This is a genomic window from Faecalibacterium sp. Marseille-Q3530 (genome assembly GCF_017377625.1).
Taxonomy (GTDB): Bacteria; Bacillota; Clostridia; order Oscillospirales; family Ruminococcaceae; genus Faecalibacterium; species Faecalibacterium prausnitzii_E.
Map to the genome: position 1 here is coordinate 142,694 of NZ_JAFREH010000005.1, position 16,002 is coordinate 158,695.

General features: G+C 52.0%; 16 protein-coding genes and 1 pseudogene. 5 read left to right on the forward strand and 12 right to left on the reverse strand.

Features of this window, described 5'->3' with window-relative positions:
* Window positions 1-36: 36 nt before the first annotated feature.
* Window positions 37-990 (reverse strand): MATE family efflux transporter, encoded by a 954-nt coding sequence (locus J3350_RS06500; RefSeq protein ID WP_370569274.1) that lies wholly within the window; start codon window positions 988-990, stop codon window positions 37-39.
* Between the two features lie 154 nt (window positions 991-1,144).
* Between J3350_RS06500 and J3350_RS06505 the strand changes: the two genes are divergently transcribed.
* Window positions 1,145-2,047 (forward strand): Bro-N domain-containing protein, encoded by a 903-nt coding sequence (locus J3350_RS06505; protein WP_207686087.1) that lies wholly within the window; start codon window positions 1,145-1,147, stop codon window positions 2,045-2,047.
* 116 nt (window positions 2,048-2,163) lie between these two features.
* On the opposite strand, the gene J3350_RS06510 is transcribed toward J3350_RS06505, so the two are convergent.
* The 3 genes and pseudogenes from J3350_RS06510 to J3350_RS06520 form a co-directional block, all read right to left on the reverse strand.
* The gene (locus tag J3350_RS06510) at window positions 2,164-2,364 is read right to left on the reverse strand and encodes a transposon-transfer assisting family protein (protein WP_113992744.1); all 201 of its coding nucleotides are present in this window, start codon (window positions 2,362-2,364) and stop codon (window positions 2,164-2,166) included.
* Window positions 2,365-2,366: 2 nt separating this feature from the next.
* Window positions 2,367-3,293, reverse strand: coding sequence for a hypothetical protein (locus J3350_RS06515; protein WP_207686099.1), 927 nt, complete (start codon window positions 3,291-3,293; stop codon window positions 2,367-2,369).
* A 21-nt stretch (window positions 3,294-3,314) separates the two neighbouring features.
* Window positions 3,315-3,908, reverse strand: a pseudogene (locus J3350_RS06520) (YodL domain-containing protein); the annotation flags it as partial.
* A gap of 158 nt (window positions 3,909-4,066) precedes the next feature.
* On the opposite strand from J3350_RS06520, the gene J3350_RS06525 reads away from it, so the two are divergent.
* Window positions 4,067-4,477, forward strand: a complete 411-nt coding sequence (locus tag J3350_RS06525) for a hypothetical protein (RefSeq protein WP_242700168.1) — start codon at window positions 4,067-4,069, stop codon at window positions 4,475-4,477.
* Window positions 4,478-4,563: 86 nt separating this feature from the next.
* Here J3350_RS06525 and J3350_RS13940 read toward each other — a convergent pair whose 3' ends face one another.
* Window positions 4,564-4,746 (reverse strand): DUF6061 family protein, encoded by a 183-nt coding sequence (locus tag J3350_RS13940; protein WP_242889553.1) that lies wholly within the window; start codon window positions 4,744-4,746, stop codon window positions 4,564-4,566.
* A 265-nt stretch (window positions 4,747-5,011) separates the two neighbouring features.
* Complete coding sequence (locus J3350_RS06535; RefSeq protein WP_170126654.1) at window positions 5,012-5,176, reverse strand: hypothetical protein; 165 nt, start codon at window positions 5,174-5,176, stop codon at window positions 5,012-5,014.
* A gap of 318 nt (window positions 5,177-5,494) precedes the next feature.
* Between J3350_RS06535 and J3350_RS06540 the strand changes: the two genes are divergently transcribed.
* Window positions 5,495-5,689, forward strand: coding sequence for a DUF3873 family protein (locus J3350_RS06540; protein WP_005924624.1), 195 nt, complete (start codon window positions 5,495-5,497; stop codon window positions 5,687-5,689).
* Window positions 5,690-5,745: 56 nt separating this feature from the next.
* On the opposite strand, the gene J3350_RS06545 is transcribed toward J3350_RS06540, so the two are convergent.
* From J3350_RS06545 to J3350_RS06570, 6 genes are all read right to left on the reverse strand, one after another.
* Entirely contained in the window at window positions 5,746-7,128 is a 1,383-nt protein-coding gene (locus tag J3350_RS06545) for a relaxase/mobilization nuclease domain-containing protein (protein WP_207686100.1), read from the reverse strand.
* Window positions 7,129-7,178: 50 nt separating this feature from the next.
* Complete coding sequence (locus tag J3350_RS06550; protein ID WP_207686089.1) at window positions 7,179-7,436, reverse strand: hypothetical protein; 258 nt, start codon at window positions 7,434-7,436, stop codon at window positions 7,179-7,181.
* 8 nt (window positions 7,437-7,444) lie between these two features.
* Window positions 7,445-7,723 carry a hypothetical protein gene (locus tag J3350_RS06555; protein WP_128117862.1) on the reverse strand — a complete coding sequence of 93 codons (279 nt, stop codon included), beginning with the start codon at window positions 7,721-7,723 and terminating at the stop codon, window positions 7,445-7,447.
* 108 nt (window positions 7,724-7,831) lie between these two features.
* The gene (gene mobC, locus J3350_RS06560; RefSeq protein WP_207686090.1) at window positions 7,832-8,164 is read right to left on the reverse strand and encodes a plasmid mobilization relaxosome protein MobC; all 333 of its coding nucleotides are present in this window, start codon (window positions 8,162-8,164) and stop codon (window positions 7,832-7,834) included.
* Window positions 8,161-13,938: a DEAD/DEAH box helicase family protein gene (locus J3350_RS06565; protein WP_207686101.1), complete on the reverse strand. Its 5,778-nt coding sequence runs from the start codon at window positions 13,936-13,938 to the stop codon at window positions 8,161-8,163. Before J3350_RS06565 ends, mobC begins: the two co-directional genes overlap by 4 nt.
* Before the next feature lie 368 nt (window positions 13,939-14,306).
* The gene (locus J3350_RS06570; RefSeq protein WP_207686091.1) at window positions 14,307-14,663 is read right to left on the reverse strand and encodes a TnpV protein; all 357 of its coding nucleotides are present in this window, start codon (window positions 14,661-14,663) and stop codon (window positions 14,307-14,309) included.
* Window position 14,664: 1 nt separating this feature from the next.
* Between J3350_RS06570 and J3350_RS06575 the strand changes: the two genes are divergently transcribed.
* The gene (locus J3350_RS06575; RefSeq protein ID WP_207686092.1) at window positions 14,665-15,459 is read left to right on the forward strand and encodes a hypothetical protein; all 795 of its coding nucleotides are present in this window, start codon (window positions 14,665-14,667) and stop codon (window positions 15,457-15,459) included.
* A 36-nt stretch (window positions 15,460-15,495) separates the two neighbouring features.
* The gene (locus J3350_RS06580; RefSeq protein WP_156068789.1) at window positions 15,496-15,780 is read left to right on the forward strand and encodes an NAD(P)H-hydrate epimerase; all 285 of its coding nucleotides are present in this window, start codon (window positions 15,496-15,498) and stop codon (window positions 15,778-15,780) included.
* The last annotated feature ends 222 nt before the right edge of the window (window positions 15,781-16,002 follow it).

Genomic DNA, 16,002 nt, shown 5'->3' on the forward strand with positions numbered 1-16,002 from the left:
AGGCCCGGAGCCTTTTTTGCGTATACGGAAAACGTGTCAGACGCTCTTTTTGTAGACGATAAGGGAAACGATGGCGGAGAGCACTTCCGTGGCCCAGAACGCGTTCCAGACGCCCACAGGGCCAAACTGTCGGCAGAGCACCCAGGCCAGCGGCATGATGAAGACGATGTAGCGGCACAGGGAGATCACCAACGACTGCGTGCCCTTGCCCAGACCCTCCAGCGCGCCGGAAGAGGTGGTGGAGATGGCGGAGACCACAAAGCCCAGGCAGATGATCCGCAGAGCAACTTTTCCGGCTTCCACCGTCTCCGGGGTAGAGGTAAAGAGCCGCATGAGAGGCTCCGAGGCCACCAGACAGCCAAGGGTGCCCGCTGCCATGATGGCGGCGCTCAGGATGAGGGTGATCTGGTAGAGCCGGCGTACCCGTTTGTGCTCCCCGGCACCGTAGTTGTAGCTGATGAGGGGACGCATTCCCTGCACGATGCCGTTGGCGGGCAGGTAGAGGAATGCCTGTAGTTTGTAGTAGATGCCCAGCACCACCACATAGCTGCCTGAGAACGCGGCCAGCAGGCTGTTGAGGAACGTGACCAGCAGAGAGGGAAGCGCCAGGTTGAGGATGGCCGGGATGCCGATGGAGTAGAGCCGGGTGTCCAGCTCTTTGTCCAGCTTCAGGCAGGCGCGGCGCAGCCGGACGGGCAGCTCCGTGGAAGCATACACCACGAGGTAGATACCAGTGCTCAGTGCCTGGCCGATACCGGTGGCCAGCGCCGCGCCTGCAATGCCCATGGCAGGGAACGGCCCGATGCCAAAGATGAGCAGCGGGTCCAGGATAATGTTGCCCACACAGCCCACGATGAGGGCTACCATGGTCACTTTCATCCGGCCCACGGACTGGAAGATCTTCTCAAAAGCCAGGGAGGCCATGTTGACCGTGGCAAAGCCAAACACGATGTAGGAATATGACATCATCAAGCAGAATGTGGACGGCATCCTACGGACAACACCGGGAAAGGAGCAGATGCAGGAACGGTAAATCTGCACAAAATATTGTTCGGATTTTTGAATCCCAAACGCTTAGACCGGGTGGCGTTTCCGCCCGAAATCATGTAAAATAGACTTAGACAACGAAAGCGAGGAACCCTCTATGGCAGAAGTGAACGATAACAGCTCTATCCAGCTTTTTGAAGATCAGAAAATCCGTACTGCATGGGATGCAGAAAAGGAAGAATGGTATTTTTCTATTGTGGATGTGGTTGCGGTTTTAACCGAGCAAAAGGATAGTCGAAGTGCTGCTAAATATTGGAGCGTTCTGAAAGTTAGACTGAAAAACGAAGGCAGTGAACTGACTACAAATTGTAGTCAGTTGAAAATGAAGGCAGCAGATGGCAAACGTCGTCTTACGGATGTTGCCAATACGGAGCAGCTTTTACGTATCATTCAGTCGATTCCTTCCAAAAAGGCTGAGCCGTTCAAGGCATGGCTGGCAATGGTAGGCAAGGAACGCATCGAGGAAACCATCGACCCGGAGCAGGCCATCGACCGCGCGCTTGATACCTATTTGAAGAAAGGCTACTCCGAAGAATGGATTCATCAGCGGCTTTTGGCAATCCGCATCCGAAATGAGCTGACGGATGAATGGAAGAAGCGCGGAGTGCAAAAGGGTAAGGAGTACGCTATCCTGACCGACGAAATCTCCCGTGCATGGTCCGGCATGACCACAGGACAGTATAAGCGGCTGAAAGGTCTAACAAAAGAAAATCTCCGGGATAATATGACCGATTTGGAACTTGTGCTGACCATGCTGGCGGAAGCATCTACCACGGATATTTCCAAGACTGCAAAGCCACAGACCTTTGAAGAAAACAAGCAGGTTGCCAAACGCGGCGGCATGGTGGCCGGCATTGCGCGGCAGGCTCTTGAAGCGGAAACCGGCAAGCCCGTTATTACAGAAAAAAATGCGTTTGACTTCCAGCAGCTTGTGACCGACGTTGTAGAAGATGCCGCCGAACTGCCGGAAAATCCCACCGAGAAAAAAGATAAAGACTGATACATGAAAAATAGCCGGACACAGCAGCCACAAGGCCACCGTGTCCGGCTATTTCTGTGTTGACAATGGCACATTACTTTGATTGAAAATAATGTGTGGATGTCAAGCTGGCGGTATTATTCACCCGTGAAATCAAACCTCTGCCCGTCAAAGTCAGCATCGGTCATTTGCTCCAATTTTGCAATGGTGCTGTTTGCCAGTTGCCGCATTTCGGTGTCCATATCCGGCAGAGCGGTCAGCATTCGCGCTATCGTGCGGCGGCGGTCAGAAGTGTGGTACATACAAATCAAATTTTCTTCTTCTACGCTGAAATTCATGGTCAGACCTCCATTTCATGTTGTTTACTGCGGGCCGCTGACCTTTTCGGGCTGGCGGCCTGTTTCGTTTCGGAAAGCTGCTTGTGGACAGAAGCACGGGGCTTACGGATGTCCTTATCTCGATTCTCGCTTTTGTCAACCAGCGCGTAGATGCCGAAACGGTCTTTCACGCTGGACAGGTGCAGGGACTTGTACGGCAACATGGCAAGCAGCTGGTCCGTGTCCCGACTGGATGCCAGTTTGGTGAAGTAGGGCGATACCTCCACCATAAAACGATTCTTGTCCGGGCTGTTGGGAGCAGCCAGACGCTTCATATCGGCTACGATACGCTGTGCCTCGGCCTCGATCAGCCCGGTGTGCAATGCCGCAAGGTGTTCTTTGAAATCACCGGGCTGTGCAGATTCCCGACTGCGCTGCTCCTGCCGGATGGCCGCTTGCAGAAGTTCCGGGTCACGGGGCTGCATTTCATACCGCACGAACTCTCCAAAATATTTGTCCGATCGGCTGTCGAAATGCTCTTTGAGGCCAATCTCCCGCATTCCACTTTCGTAGATCAGGCGATTGGAGCCCACGGGCAGGGCGGCATCCCGGATGTGCTGGAAATGCTGCTGGTAGTCCAGTTCATACAGATTGCCTTGCACAGTTCCGTTGGCCGCGCCGGTCAACTCTACCGCATAGGCAAGAATCCTGTCGTGGGTCTGTTCACCGCAGAATTTCCATGTGTTGTAGGCTTGGGTGTTTTTGAGCAGCACATCCCGTTCCCGGAAGCAGAATGTTCCAGAGGGCCGGGACAGCCACAATAGCAGCTTATCTTCCGGCTGGTCGCTGCGGGCGGTCTCCCGCAGCATCTTGATGTCATAGGCAAAATCGCTCTGATAGTACGCAGTGTTCTGGTGCATAATGGCTTCCAGTGCAGCGATCACATCCATGCTTTCAAATTTTTGCACGGCTTACACCTCCAATTCTTTTGTCTTTTCCCGTGGCTGCGTTTGTTTGCTCTGCTCCTTTTTTGCGGCATCCAGCTGTGCCCGGATGGACGGCTTTTTCGGTTTTGCGGCGCGGGACTTCTTGGCTTTCGGTGCCTTTTCCTCGGCCTTGACTGCGGCGGCAAGGTCCGTCAGAGAAATTTGTTCTCCGGCCTTTGCTTTGGCCTCCAATTCGCCCAGAGAGGGCGCATTGTTCAGCACACCGTCAATCATGTTTTCGTTCTGTTCGGTGGAAAGTTCTGCGGTGCGCAGCGGGTTTTCCCGCAAGAACTCTGGCACCTGCTGGAAGCCCACACTATCGCAGTAGTGAGCGGTATTTTGTCCGTTCTGGTGCAGCACCACCACATCCGAAACAGACAGCGAATGCCCCTTAAAGTCTGTCGGATGGTCTACATTGAATGTACGGTAGATGTCCTCCAATGTGGTACCCGCAGCCAGCGGCGCGGCGTATACTTCCGTATAGTTGGCCTTGTCCACGGTCCGGCCAGCGGCCTGCAGGCGGTCGTAGGGCTCAAAACGGTAATCGCGGGTGGAATCTTCATTGCGCAGCTGGTAGATTCAATAAATGTTACCAATTATAGAGTTGCAGAAGATGACGAACTCGGATTGGAAGGCAAGATGCCAACTGTCGAAATAGTATCGAAGTAAGCAGCCAAGCTGTTTTATAATGAAACACAAAGATGTTGGTACACATTGGAATAGGATTCAAAAGCCGTATGAAGAACACAGCATCAAAAAAGAAAACTTGTCTCGGATTTTTGCTGATCGTATTTTTAGCATATGTGGTGTGCTATCTTCTTTCTCAAACAGTGTTTCATGAAGTCTACTTGTTTGAATGGACAGCAGCCCATTATTATTTGTGTTTATGGGTTGCATCTGTTGCTTTCTGTTTTCTGGAAATGTATAGAGCAGCTCTTATCACAACAGCTGGAAACTGGACAGGAATTTTGATCGGACAAGTGTTGGGCGATTTTATTATCAAAATAAACGCCACAAAAATCACGCCGGATATGTATATAGGAAAAGTATGGCAGCTCAAGGCACACTACGGAGTTTTGATTTGGCTACTCGTTTTCCTACTTTCGTTTATTATCGGAATGATTGTTGAAAAGAAAAATCATTGTTAAAATGCGTAGTTAATAATAGACAGCCCTCTATTTGCAAGTCGCAAGTAGATGGCTGTTTTGTCTGCTTTGGATATTTTAATTAAAGGTTAGTCTTCCATTCTACCGTGGTCACAACCAAGTGAGAGATAGTGCTCAATCTCACCAATCAGCACAAGCTGGGCGTACTCCAAAGGATTATTATACAGCAGCGCGTCCAGTTTTGCCCGCTGTGTGGGGCATGGCAGTACTTGCTCATCAAAGATCAACGCGGTCGTCCACTGTATTTCAATACAGAAGCAGACGACCGCATTGACTTTTTTACGAGATGAGGTCTCTTTTTTCTCTCTTAAGTCACCTAACCGCACTACCTTGCATCACAGGCATTGACGATGATATCCACGTCGGAGCGGTTCATCAGGTCTTTCAGGATGCCAAACTGCTTTTTGGTACCAGCAGACACCAGATTTTCATTATCTATCTTTTTGTATTAAGGTCTACAGCAATCTAATCCCACATTAAAACGAGAAAATGCTTAATTGTTCTCCTCAAAGTTCTCTACCTGTTCCATGACCTTTTTGAGAACTTCGGGGCTGTACTGCGGGGGATATCACGCTTTTCAAAGAACGAGCCGGAGTTGCGCGCAGCGCGCAGATAATCCCGGCAGTTAAACAAAATCTGATCAAGGTTGAGAGCTTTTTCTTCAGCCTTCGTCTTTGCCATGGCTTTTTTCTCCAATCTGAAAATTACAAATTGCGGACAAAAAGGACGCATTGTTGTGGCAAGCAGTGCATTCGTGCGCACAAATGCAAATTTTGCGTTGCAAAATGCTTGTTGGGAAATCCCAAACCCTTTCTGATCTGCACCGTTCCGGTGCAGGCTGCGCGTTCTTTCCGAACGTTATTGAATGTGTCAATGCACACTCTCTCCGAAAATCCGGGGCGCTTTTTGGTGCAAGCGTCAATGGCATAATTCCTAAGTTCATGATAGAATAGGTGCGTTGTGTGCCTGACACATGAAAACGGAAAGGACGATGCAGAAATGGAGCAGCTTTATCTGATGCCCGGTGAGGAACGCTACACAAAGTTTCGGGATGAGAACGGTGTGCCCAAAATCCGTTACACCTACTGCTCCCTGCACGGCAAGCTGTTCAATTGCGTGTGCCGCTCAACAGATGAAGCCCAACGGCTGTGTGAAGATTGGCTCGTAACGCAGGATCGCTGCTACATAAACTAAAAAAGTCGCCGAGGATTCCGCCCCATGAAAGGGTTAGAATCCTCGGCGACTTTCGTTTATCGGGTCTGCTGCTTTTCCTGTGCGTCTTTTTCTTCTGCGAAGAACAATTCAATATTTTTCTGTGCCTTTACCAACTCCTGCATTTCTTCTCGTGCCTTGCGATAGTCCGGGTAGCGTACTTTCTTTTCTGTCAGCAGCTTGGAATATTCCGCATCCAACTCCTTGACCTTGGGGAGTTTTTTCAAGTTGGCTTCATCAAACGCCGCTTTCGCTGCCTTGTGCAACGTGATCTCCGTGCGGTGCGTTTCCAGAAAGCGCTTGCTGTATCCGGTCTTACGGTAGGCATCATAGACCGGTCGCGTTTTGGCGTAGTTGGTGATATGCGCTTTCAGCACCGCAATTTCTGCCAGCCGATTTTCAGAGGCTTTAATGGAATCTCCCAGCTGGTGATATTTTTCTGTTGCCGCCGCTGCGCGTTCATTCAGTTCATCTGTGCTGCCAATTTTGTGCTCCTGCAAGAAAATCAGCGTCTTGGACATTTCTTTCAGATTATATTTTTTCGCCCATCGTGCATAGCCTTCGCTTTTGCCCTCGGAGAGCTTTGCCTGAATGTTAACCAGCAATTGGAACGGTTGCTCTTGGGGCGGCTGCTTCTGGTGGGGATGGTGTTCTGCTTTTCCTGCAATCACTGCTTTCAGTTCGTCCTCGCTATAGCCTGCGCCCAGCGTTTTGAATCGGATGAACCGTTTTTGTCGTGCGCCCTTGACGGAAGTGTATTTTCCGCGCTTGACCTCATAACCCTGTTGTTCCAGTTTTTGCAGAAAATCTTCGTAATCCTTGGGCTTTTCTGTAAGGATGCTGTCGATGATGCCACACAGCCTATCACGATTGCTTTCTTTGGGTGGATAGAGGGTACGTTTCTGCCGTTCCCGGTAGGGCTTTATTTCAATAACAGAGAGCTGATGCTCCAGACAAATCAAGTCGCTCAACCGCTGCACTGCCAACGCCGAAAAGAAAAAATCCCGGAACTTTCTGGTGCCATCCAACGCTGTGGAGTTGAAGATCACATGGTTATGGATGTGGTGCCGGTCCGTGTGCGTTGCCACTACAAAGGCGTACTTGCCCGTGGTAAAGCGCATGGCCAGTTCGTAGCCCACCTTGTTAGCCTCCTCTGCGGTGATTTCCCCCGGACGGAAGGACTGCCGTATCTGATAAGCGATTACATCACTTTTCTGCCTGCGTCCGTTTACGAGATCGTACTGCCGCTTGGTAAGCATAAATTCTTCATCTGCTGTCAGGGCGCTGCAAGCATAGCTGCTGACAAACTGCCCCTGCTCGGTCTTGTCCGGGTTTTCAATATAGTCCGTGCGATTTTTCAGGCAGGCCGCAACGGCCATGCCCTTGTTTTTGTGCAGCGCAATCAACCGTGTTGCTGCCAGCATCATCACCTCCTTTGCAACAAAAATGCCGCCCGAAGGCGGCATCGAGATCATTTAGATATTTTTTCGTAATCGGCAGCACCCGCCAGATACATTGCCTTGTATCTGGCGCATTCCAACTCGTTGCAGATCTCATCTAAGGCGAGATATTGCTTCCACGCTTCTTTGCTGATAACGTTCTGCAATGCTTTCTCGGCTGCTAGTTTGGCTTTTTTCAGCCGTTGATAGTTTTCGTCCTCGTCCAGCATTTCAGAAAAGATCGTGCTGTTGCGCTCAAAATAATAATCCTCTAACTTCTGTTTGTCCATAATATCCCTCACAGTTCTGCAAGCCATTCACTGAAACGTCCGATGCCCTCGGTGATGGCAGTTGCACCGAAAAAGAGGATGAAGCAGATGAACTCGGCCACCAGCAGGATAAGAAACTGATCCCAAGTCTGGCGATAGGCAGTGTAGATGCCGCAGCCGAAGATGTAGAGCATCAGCGGAGCAACTACATAGCTGGACAGGGTTAGCAGCCACCTTGCCATCAGAGCTAGAAAGGCCACAAAGAGAGAAATTGGGAAAAGAACAATTTTCTTCAGCATAGACATCATATCAAGCACTTCCTTTCTGTTCGCCCTTATTATAAAGGTATCGACTACTACGTTGCAAGGATGTCAAGCATTATATGTACACCCGCAGTTCTCCAACTGCGGGAATTTTTATAGCTCTGCCAGCTTGGAAAGAATTTGCTTGCCAATGTCGATCAGCTCATCCAGCCGTTGTCGCAGGTCCTCCATGTCGGCGGCATAGACCCGACCATTTTCATTGGCGGCTTTGGCGTACTGGTTCAGATTGTTGCTGCACATCTGCAAGAGATATGCCATCCGCCGCAGTTGCGGCAGGTCAAGGTTCAAGCAGTAGCCATCCAGAGCCATTTTTCGGATATAGGCACTCAGGCTTCGGATGCCCATACTGAGCATCTTTTCATAGATACGGTTCTTTTCTGTTTTGCTCAAGCGCAGGATGATGGTTTCATCCCGCTTTTCTTTCATCGTGCATCACCATCCTTATCATAATAGCTACGGAACGGTTTGATAGGCTCCGGCTGATTGGTCTTTTCCCCCAGTGCAGCCAGCACAGACGGACGAGTTGCAGGTGTTTCGGTTTCCTCGGTTTCTTCGGGAGCATCCTGCGAGGAACTGCGGTCACGGTCGATGTTCAGCAAGGCGTTCAATTCAGCAAGGCGGGCTGACTTTTCAGCCAGTTCTTCCTCCTGTGCAAAGGGCTTTGCCACTTCGACCTCTGCGGCCTGCTTCTGCTGTTCAAGGTTTTGCAGAGCATTTTCGGCATCTGCAATACGGTCAGCGAAATTGTCGATGGCATTGTCCAGACGAGTGATATTGCCGCGCGCATCATCGCCCAGCGACACCGGGTAACTCAACTCTGCCCGGAGTACGGCCTGATGCTCATTTTTGAAGCTGTCGAATCGAATGTTCAGTTCAAAGCCACGGTAGGTGCCCAGCAGCATCATATCAGCATTGGGCATCTCTTGCCGAGCCAGCAGCAGCCGTTCGCCTGCAGCCTTTTTGTCATCGTACACCATGCCCTTGATGGTCATGCCGCAGAAGTTTTCTTTGTCCTGCGGGTGTGCTGCTGCAATCTGTGAATCCTGTTGTAAAGCAGCAATGCGTGTTTTCTGTTTCTGGATCTCCTCTGGGAAAGTTTTGAGCAGCTTATCCTCCAGACGATATTTCTGATTCTGGAAGTCTCCGCGCAGCACCTTCAATTTTGCTACCTGCACGTCCAAATCCATCTTTTCCCGGATGCGCGGGTCACCAGCACACAGAGCCTTGATTTCAGCGTAAGACAGAGCCTGCTCATCAATATCATCGCAGGAGCGCATAGGCGACTTGCTCGTCATGATCTGCGAAATGAACTTCTGCTTATTCTCTAAGGTCTGGTACAAGTAGGCGTCAAATGTCGATTCAGTGACGTAATTATAGACGTACACTTGTTTGTTTTGATTGCCTTGACGGATGATTCTGCCATTGCGCTGAGTCATATTCGACGGACGCCAGCCTACATCCAGATGATGCACCGCCACAAGCAGCGTCTGGACATTTGTACCGGCTCCCATTTTTGCAGTGCTGCCCAGCAGCACACGCACCTGTCCGCTGCGCACCTTGGAGAAAAGTTCTGCTTTCTTGTTCTCCGTATCTGCGTTGTGGATGAACTCGATTTCCTGCTCTGGCACACCAGCAGTGAGCAGCTTGGAGCGGATATCGTCATAGACGTTGAACGAACCGTCCCCCTTGGGAGTAGACATATCGCAGAAAATCAGCTGGGTCAGCTTCTGTTCCTTGGTGTCGTTCCAGATGCGCAGGACGTTGTTGACGCAGGCATTCAACTTACTGCTGGGGTCATCAGGCAGAGCCGAGTTCATCAACCGCTGATCAAGACCGATTTTGCGGCCATCCGACGTAATTTTCAACATATTATCCACAGAAGGGTCAACAGAACCGCTGTGGACTTCGGTTGCACGTTCGCTCAACGCCTGCACCATGTCCTGCTGGATTTCCGAAGGCTTGACCACTACGGTTTCAAATTTAGCTTGGGGCACTGGCAGGTTCAACTGATCACTGGTCTTGATATCCGCCGCTTCTTTGAACATCGCCATCAATTCGGGAAGGTTGAAGAACTTAGCGAACCGGGTGCGTGCACGGTATCCGGTACCTTCGGGCGCAAGTTCAATGGCCGTGGTCGTCTCACCGAAGGTGGATGCCCACGCATCAAAATGGGTCAGTCCTTTCTGCTGTAAGGTGTTGTACTGGAGATAGCGCATGAGGGTGTACATCTCGGTCATGCTGTTGCTCAGGGGCGTACCCGTTGCAAAAATGACACCGCGCCCTCCGGTGATTTCATCCAGATAGCGACACTTGCCGAACATATCGCTGGATTTTTGCGCCTCGCTCGTACTCAAACCTGCGACATTACGCATTTTCGTGTACAAGTAGAGGTTCTTAAACGCCTGACTTTCATCTACAAACAACCTGTCTACGCCCAATTGTTCAAACGTAACCACATCATCTTTACGGTCTGCACCTTGCAGCTTTTCCAGTTTCTGTTTCAGAGACTTGCGCAACTTTTCCAGCTGCTTTACTGTGAAATGCTCGCCAACCTGTGCTTTCGCTTCTTCGATGGCCTCCTCGATTTCATCCATCTGTTCCTGAATCAGACGTTCCTGTCGTTCTGCGGACAAGGGTATTTTTTCAAACTGACTATGCCCGATGATAACCGCATCGTAGTCACCGGTCGCAATTCTCGCACAGAATTTTTTGCGATTACCGGGTTCAAAATCTTTTTTGCTGGTAACCAGCAGCTTTGCATTGGGGTACAGGCGTAAAAACTCGCTGGCCCATTGTTCCGTCAAATGATTTGGCACGACAAAAAGACTTTTCTGGCACAAGCCCAGACGTTTCAGCTCCATAGCGGAAGCCGCCATCTCAAAACTCTTGCCGGCACCGACTTCGTGCGCCAAAAGGGTGTTGTACCCATACAGCACATGGGCAACCGCATTGCGCTGATGCTCTCGCAAATTGATCTCCGGGTTCATGCCCACAAAATGAATGTGGGAACCATCGTATTCACGGGGGCGGGTGCTGTTAAAAAGCTCGTTGTACTTCTTCACCAATAGGGCACGCCGCTGAGGGTCTTTCCAGACCCAGCCAGCGAAAGCATCCTTGATGGCCTGCTGTTTCTGCTGGGCGAGGGTGGTTTCGTTTTGATTCAGCACACGCTTTTCTTTCCCATCCTCCTCGATGGTATCATAAACGCGGCTATCACGCAAATTCAAGGTGTCTTCCAAAATCTTGTAAGCATTGGCCCTGCGGGTACCGTAGGTTTCGGTGGCCATAATGTCACCGAAGCCAGTAGCAGATTTATTGCTGATTCGCCATTCGGAAGTGTAAGGGGAGTAGCGAACGGTGATGGCATTGTTGTAGCGGATACGATAGGGCGGCTGAAAAGTTTCCATCATGAACTGCTGCACAATAGAGGGGGCAAGCCATGTGGCACCCAGCCGCACATCAATTTCAGATGCTTCCAAATCTTTGGGCTGCGCCTTGGTCAGTGCGTCCACATTGACCTTGAACTCCGGGTGGTTTTCCGCAGCAAGTTGTGCCATACGCAGTTTATCACGCACATTACCGGAAAGGTATTCGTCCGCTGTTTGCCAGCCGGCTTCCGGGTCGTCTACATCGGCGGCAGGATCTTTGAAGATCACGCCAGAGAGTTCGGTGGTGATGCGCCCGTACTCGCCGGGTGTGCCCAGCAGTTCTGCCATATAAGGCAGGTCTACTTTACCGTGTTCCCCAATGGACACCGCCAACGCTTCGCTGGGGGTATCCACGCTGGTGACAACACGCTCTGGCCGAATCGTCCGCTTGGTGAACATATCTGCCTTGGACTTGAGATTTTTATTCTCGTCCAGATTCTCCAGTGAGCAGAGCAGATAGTAGGAACTGTCATCATCGAACAGGCGCGCGTTTTTCTTGTCGTTAATCAGACCGTACTTTGCGGTAAAGTCACCATAAGCGGCATTCAAACGCTCCTGCGCTGCCTTGATGTCCTCGTCCGGGTAATCCTCCAACTGCTGCTGAATCAGCTCGTTGACGATCTGCCGCAGCTCCACCATGCCGGTGACACGCCCCTTGGCGGTGTCGGACAGCTCCACCTGCGTCATCACGGAATTTTCCCGGTAGAACACCTCGCCGTCCACCACGGTGTAGGAAAAGTTCTTCACCTCCGGGTCGGCAGGCAGGGTGCGCCGGGTGGTTTCTTCCTCGGCAATGTCGGGGGTGTCCACCTCAACTTCGGTGTATTGCCCCTCAATATGCTGCACTGCTTCGGCAAGCTGGTCGGAAAGGTTTGCGCCCTCGATGGGGGAAACGGTCAATTCCTCTCGTCCGTATTGGGTGCTTTCTGTGGTCAGCTCGCCCAGCACCATCTCCGGGTGGTCTACGAAATACTGGCTGATGGCAAAGCCGTCCTCGGTCTTGCCAAGCTGCACCCATGCAGGCTCAATGTCCGCAGGGCGGTCACGCTTTTGCAGGAAGATGATGTCCGAAACGACTTCGGTGCCTGCGTTCGCCTTAAACGCATTATTGGGCAGGCGGATAGCACCCAACAGATCGGCACGTTCTGCCATGTGCTTGCGGGCGGTGCTGTCCTTGCTGTCCATGGTGTAGTGGCTGGTGACGAACGCCACCACGCCGCCCGGACGCACTTGGTCGATGGCCTTGGCGAAAAAGTAGTTGTGGATAGAAAATCCCAGCTTGTTATACGCCTTATCGTTGACCTTGTACTGACCGAAAGGCACGTTGCCGACAGCGAGGTCATAAAAATCACGGCGATCAGTGGTCTCAAAGCCCGCCACGGTGATGTCGGCCTGCGGGTACAGCTTTTTGGCGATGCGCCCGGTGATGGAATCCAGTTCCACGCCGTACAGACGGCTATCCTGCATAGTGTCCGGCAGCATTCCGAAGAAGTTGCCTACACCCATGGACGGTTCCAGAATGTTACCACTGCGGAAACCCATGCGCTCCACGGCATCGTAAATGCCATGGATCACGGTGGGACTGGTGTAGTGGGCGTTCAGGGTGCTGGAACGGGCGGCGGCATACTCCTCTTCGGTGAGCAACCCTTTCAGTTGGGTGTACTCGGCAGACCAGTTTTCCTTGTTGGGGTCAAAGACATCTGCAAGACCGCCCCAGCCTACATACTGCGAAAGCACCTGCTGCTCCTCGGCGGTGGCACCGCGATGCTCCTGCTCCAAAGTGCGCAAGGTCTGGATGGCTTCAATATTGCGGGCGAATTTCTGCTTGGGGCCTCCGACACCCAAATTATCATCCGTGATGTGAAAATTTACTGCGGCTTCCGGCATCGGTTCAGCGTTCAGGGCTTCGTCTGCGGCAGCAGCATCCGGAAAGGTCTGCCACTCGCCATTGACCTCCACAGAGATAGGCAACTTGTCCAGTTCCTCATCAGGTGTAGGTTCATCCCGCCGCAGACCGTCCTCGAATTGCTGCTTGTTGAGTACCTCGTTATCCCACGACTGCCCATGCGCGCTGGTGTCGATGCGCACATCGGTTTCGCCAACATAGCCGATTTTGCCTTCGATGGTTCGGGTGGGAAGGTCAACAACAACTTCGTCACCGACCTTGTAATCAACAGCCTTTTCAGGAGAAACGTCAATAATTTCATCCTGCTGCTGTTCATACAGTTCCCGGATATTGGGCAACCGTTCAACCCGGAAGATGGGCTGTCCGCTGTTGGTCAAGTCCATGTCCTGCAAGCTGACGGATTTGAACATGAAGTTGACGTGATCCACACGGAAATCCCGGCCATCTAGCTTGACGATGATGCCGATCGGCAGATAATCTTCCTCTCGCAGATATTTTGTCTGATGGTGGGTACCATCTCCGCCCTGTCCGGCTAGATAGATGCTGTTGCCCTCGGCCCACAGCTTCTGCGATTTTGCTACCCACTCTCTGCGCAAAAAGCCGGTCACTTTGACTTTTCCCAGCGCATTTTCCTGTGACAGCAAATTAGAACGAAAAACTTCCTTTACAGTGATTGCATCTTTGTCATAGAACAGAAAATATCCGCCCAGTTCAAAGCCAATCAGGGTATTGGGGTACTGCTCTTTCAGAGCATTGTATTCGGCAGCGGCATCACCATCCAGCATTGGGAGCTGTCGTTCCGCTTCCTGCACGGCGGCACGATGCTCTTTTTCCTTATCGGTCAGGTAGCGGTCAGACTGAATCATCAGGTCGATGTATTTCTCGACCTGTGTCCAGCTTAACGTAACCTTTTGATGATCCGGGTAGTGGTCAAATTCAAGTCCTTTTCCATCATGATTTACAAAACCGCTGCTGCCATCCAGAAAATCCTGCGAATGTCCGCCGATGCCGTACTCTTTCGCCAATGCTTTAGCGCGGAGTTTGCGGTCGGGCTGTGTCTGGTACAGTTCGATGATCCGCTGCTTGCCATCCTGAAAACCGGAACCATGCTTGCGCAGTTCATTCTCAATTTCAGCCTGCGACAAAACAAAAGCGGAGGGCGATTTTTCGCTCTCCGCTCGGTCGATATGTTCAATTTGCTGGGCTTCGGTGGGGATGACGGCATCCAGAAAACTTAGCTGTAGATCAGTTCCGTCCGAATCACTTCCTCGACCTGCTCCTGTAGGCTGTTCATGTGCTGTACCCACGCCATCTGATTCTTCTCCTTGTCCGGGGCCGGGTTCTTCGCCAGCAAATCGGCCATCAGTTGCTTCTTCATCGCTGCTGCGGTCTGCTCCAGTTCGGTCAGGGTCGGGTACAGGCTCCCGTTCAGGAGCATCGTGTTGTACAGCACCGGGCGCTGTTGCCTCAGAAAGCTCAGGCGCATCCTGCCGTACTTGCCCAGCGGCTTCCGGGGCTGGTTCAGGGTCAGGTTCGGGAGCTGGTAGTCCCCGACGGTCGAGTAGGTCACGTTCCTGCTGTTCGTATTCATATTGGCTCCTTTCTGCATTGCGGCGGCGAATGGTTGTTTTAACGGTGCGTTCGATGTTTCGCAGCACCTCCCGGCTCATGTCGCTGACGGCTGCGCCGAGGGCGTAGACACTATCCGGGGTAGAGAAATTGTAGATTGCCTGAAAATCGTCCTTGTCGAACCACCCGGCAGGCTCAAAGCCGCAGCGTTCCAGCAGCGTGTAGGTGACGCTGATGGCGGCAGCGGACTTGAACTGCATCTCCACCCCGGCTTCATCATAATCCATCAAGAGCGAGCCGTCAACGATGGCACGGATATCCTCGCCGTTGTTGTCCCAGTAATCTGCCACCAGTTTCCCGGCAACATCCGCAAGCTGCTGGCTGACACGCTCTCCGCTGATGCCGTAGGTGGCGGCGAGCATTTCCGAAACCGGCTGCACCAAATCGGGACCGAGCTGCCACACCTCCGGGGCACGGGAATTGCGGCGCACCCCGGTGTCCGACACATCGAAAACGTAGTGCAGTCGGGGGAATCCGCTGGATTCGTCCAGCAGGGCGATGCCCTTGGCACCCCGGCGCACATAGCGGTTCATCCGGTTGTTCCAGATGTCAAAGTCGGCGCAGGCGGTGGCATCCGGGCGCTGGGCGTAGATCATCAGCTGGTCTGCAAAACTGTACTTGTACAGCCGGGATGCAGTGGTCAGGTAGTCCGACCAGTTTTCCCAATATCGGGTCAGTTCCTTTGCCGTTTGCTGGGCGAGGTTAAGGTATTCTTGCGTTTTGTTTGGCATTTTGGCCTCCTTTCAGCTCTGTGGTAAACAAAAAAGCGAGCGGCCTTTTCAGGTCACTCGCTTATGGAATCTATGGTAGTTTATGGCGCACTTCGGCCTTCCGGTCTTGCTGCCTGCGGGCTGATACGCCGTCTGCATAAGAGCGACACCTTTGTGCTGGCTGTAGACCTGCCCAGCGGCATCAACACGGATACCGGGGAGGTTGCCGAGGGTGCTGCCCATGCAGATTTGACCGTAACCTTCGACAGTTATAAGCCTTTGCATATGGCAGAAGCTTCTGCGCCGCTGTGCGGAAAAATCATCTGTGCTGACATTGGCATCCGGGATGAATGGCACCCGGAGTTTTGACGAAGGCTTGCCGCTGCGGAAAAATACCAGGAAACAAAAAATGCCCCCGGAGGGCTTGTTGCGGCTCTCCGGGGGCATCTTATGTGCGTTGTGCCTTGGCGCACACGACCGGCGTTTTACTCGATTGCAATCAGATTCGGGTTCTCAGGCAAAGCCTTCGTCTGCTGAGGAGCAGGCAGCTCGACGTGCAGGACGCCATCCTCGAACTTTGCGTGGATGTCT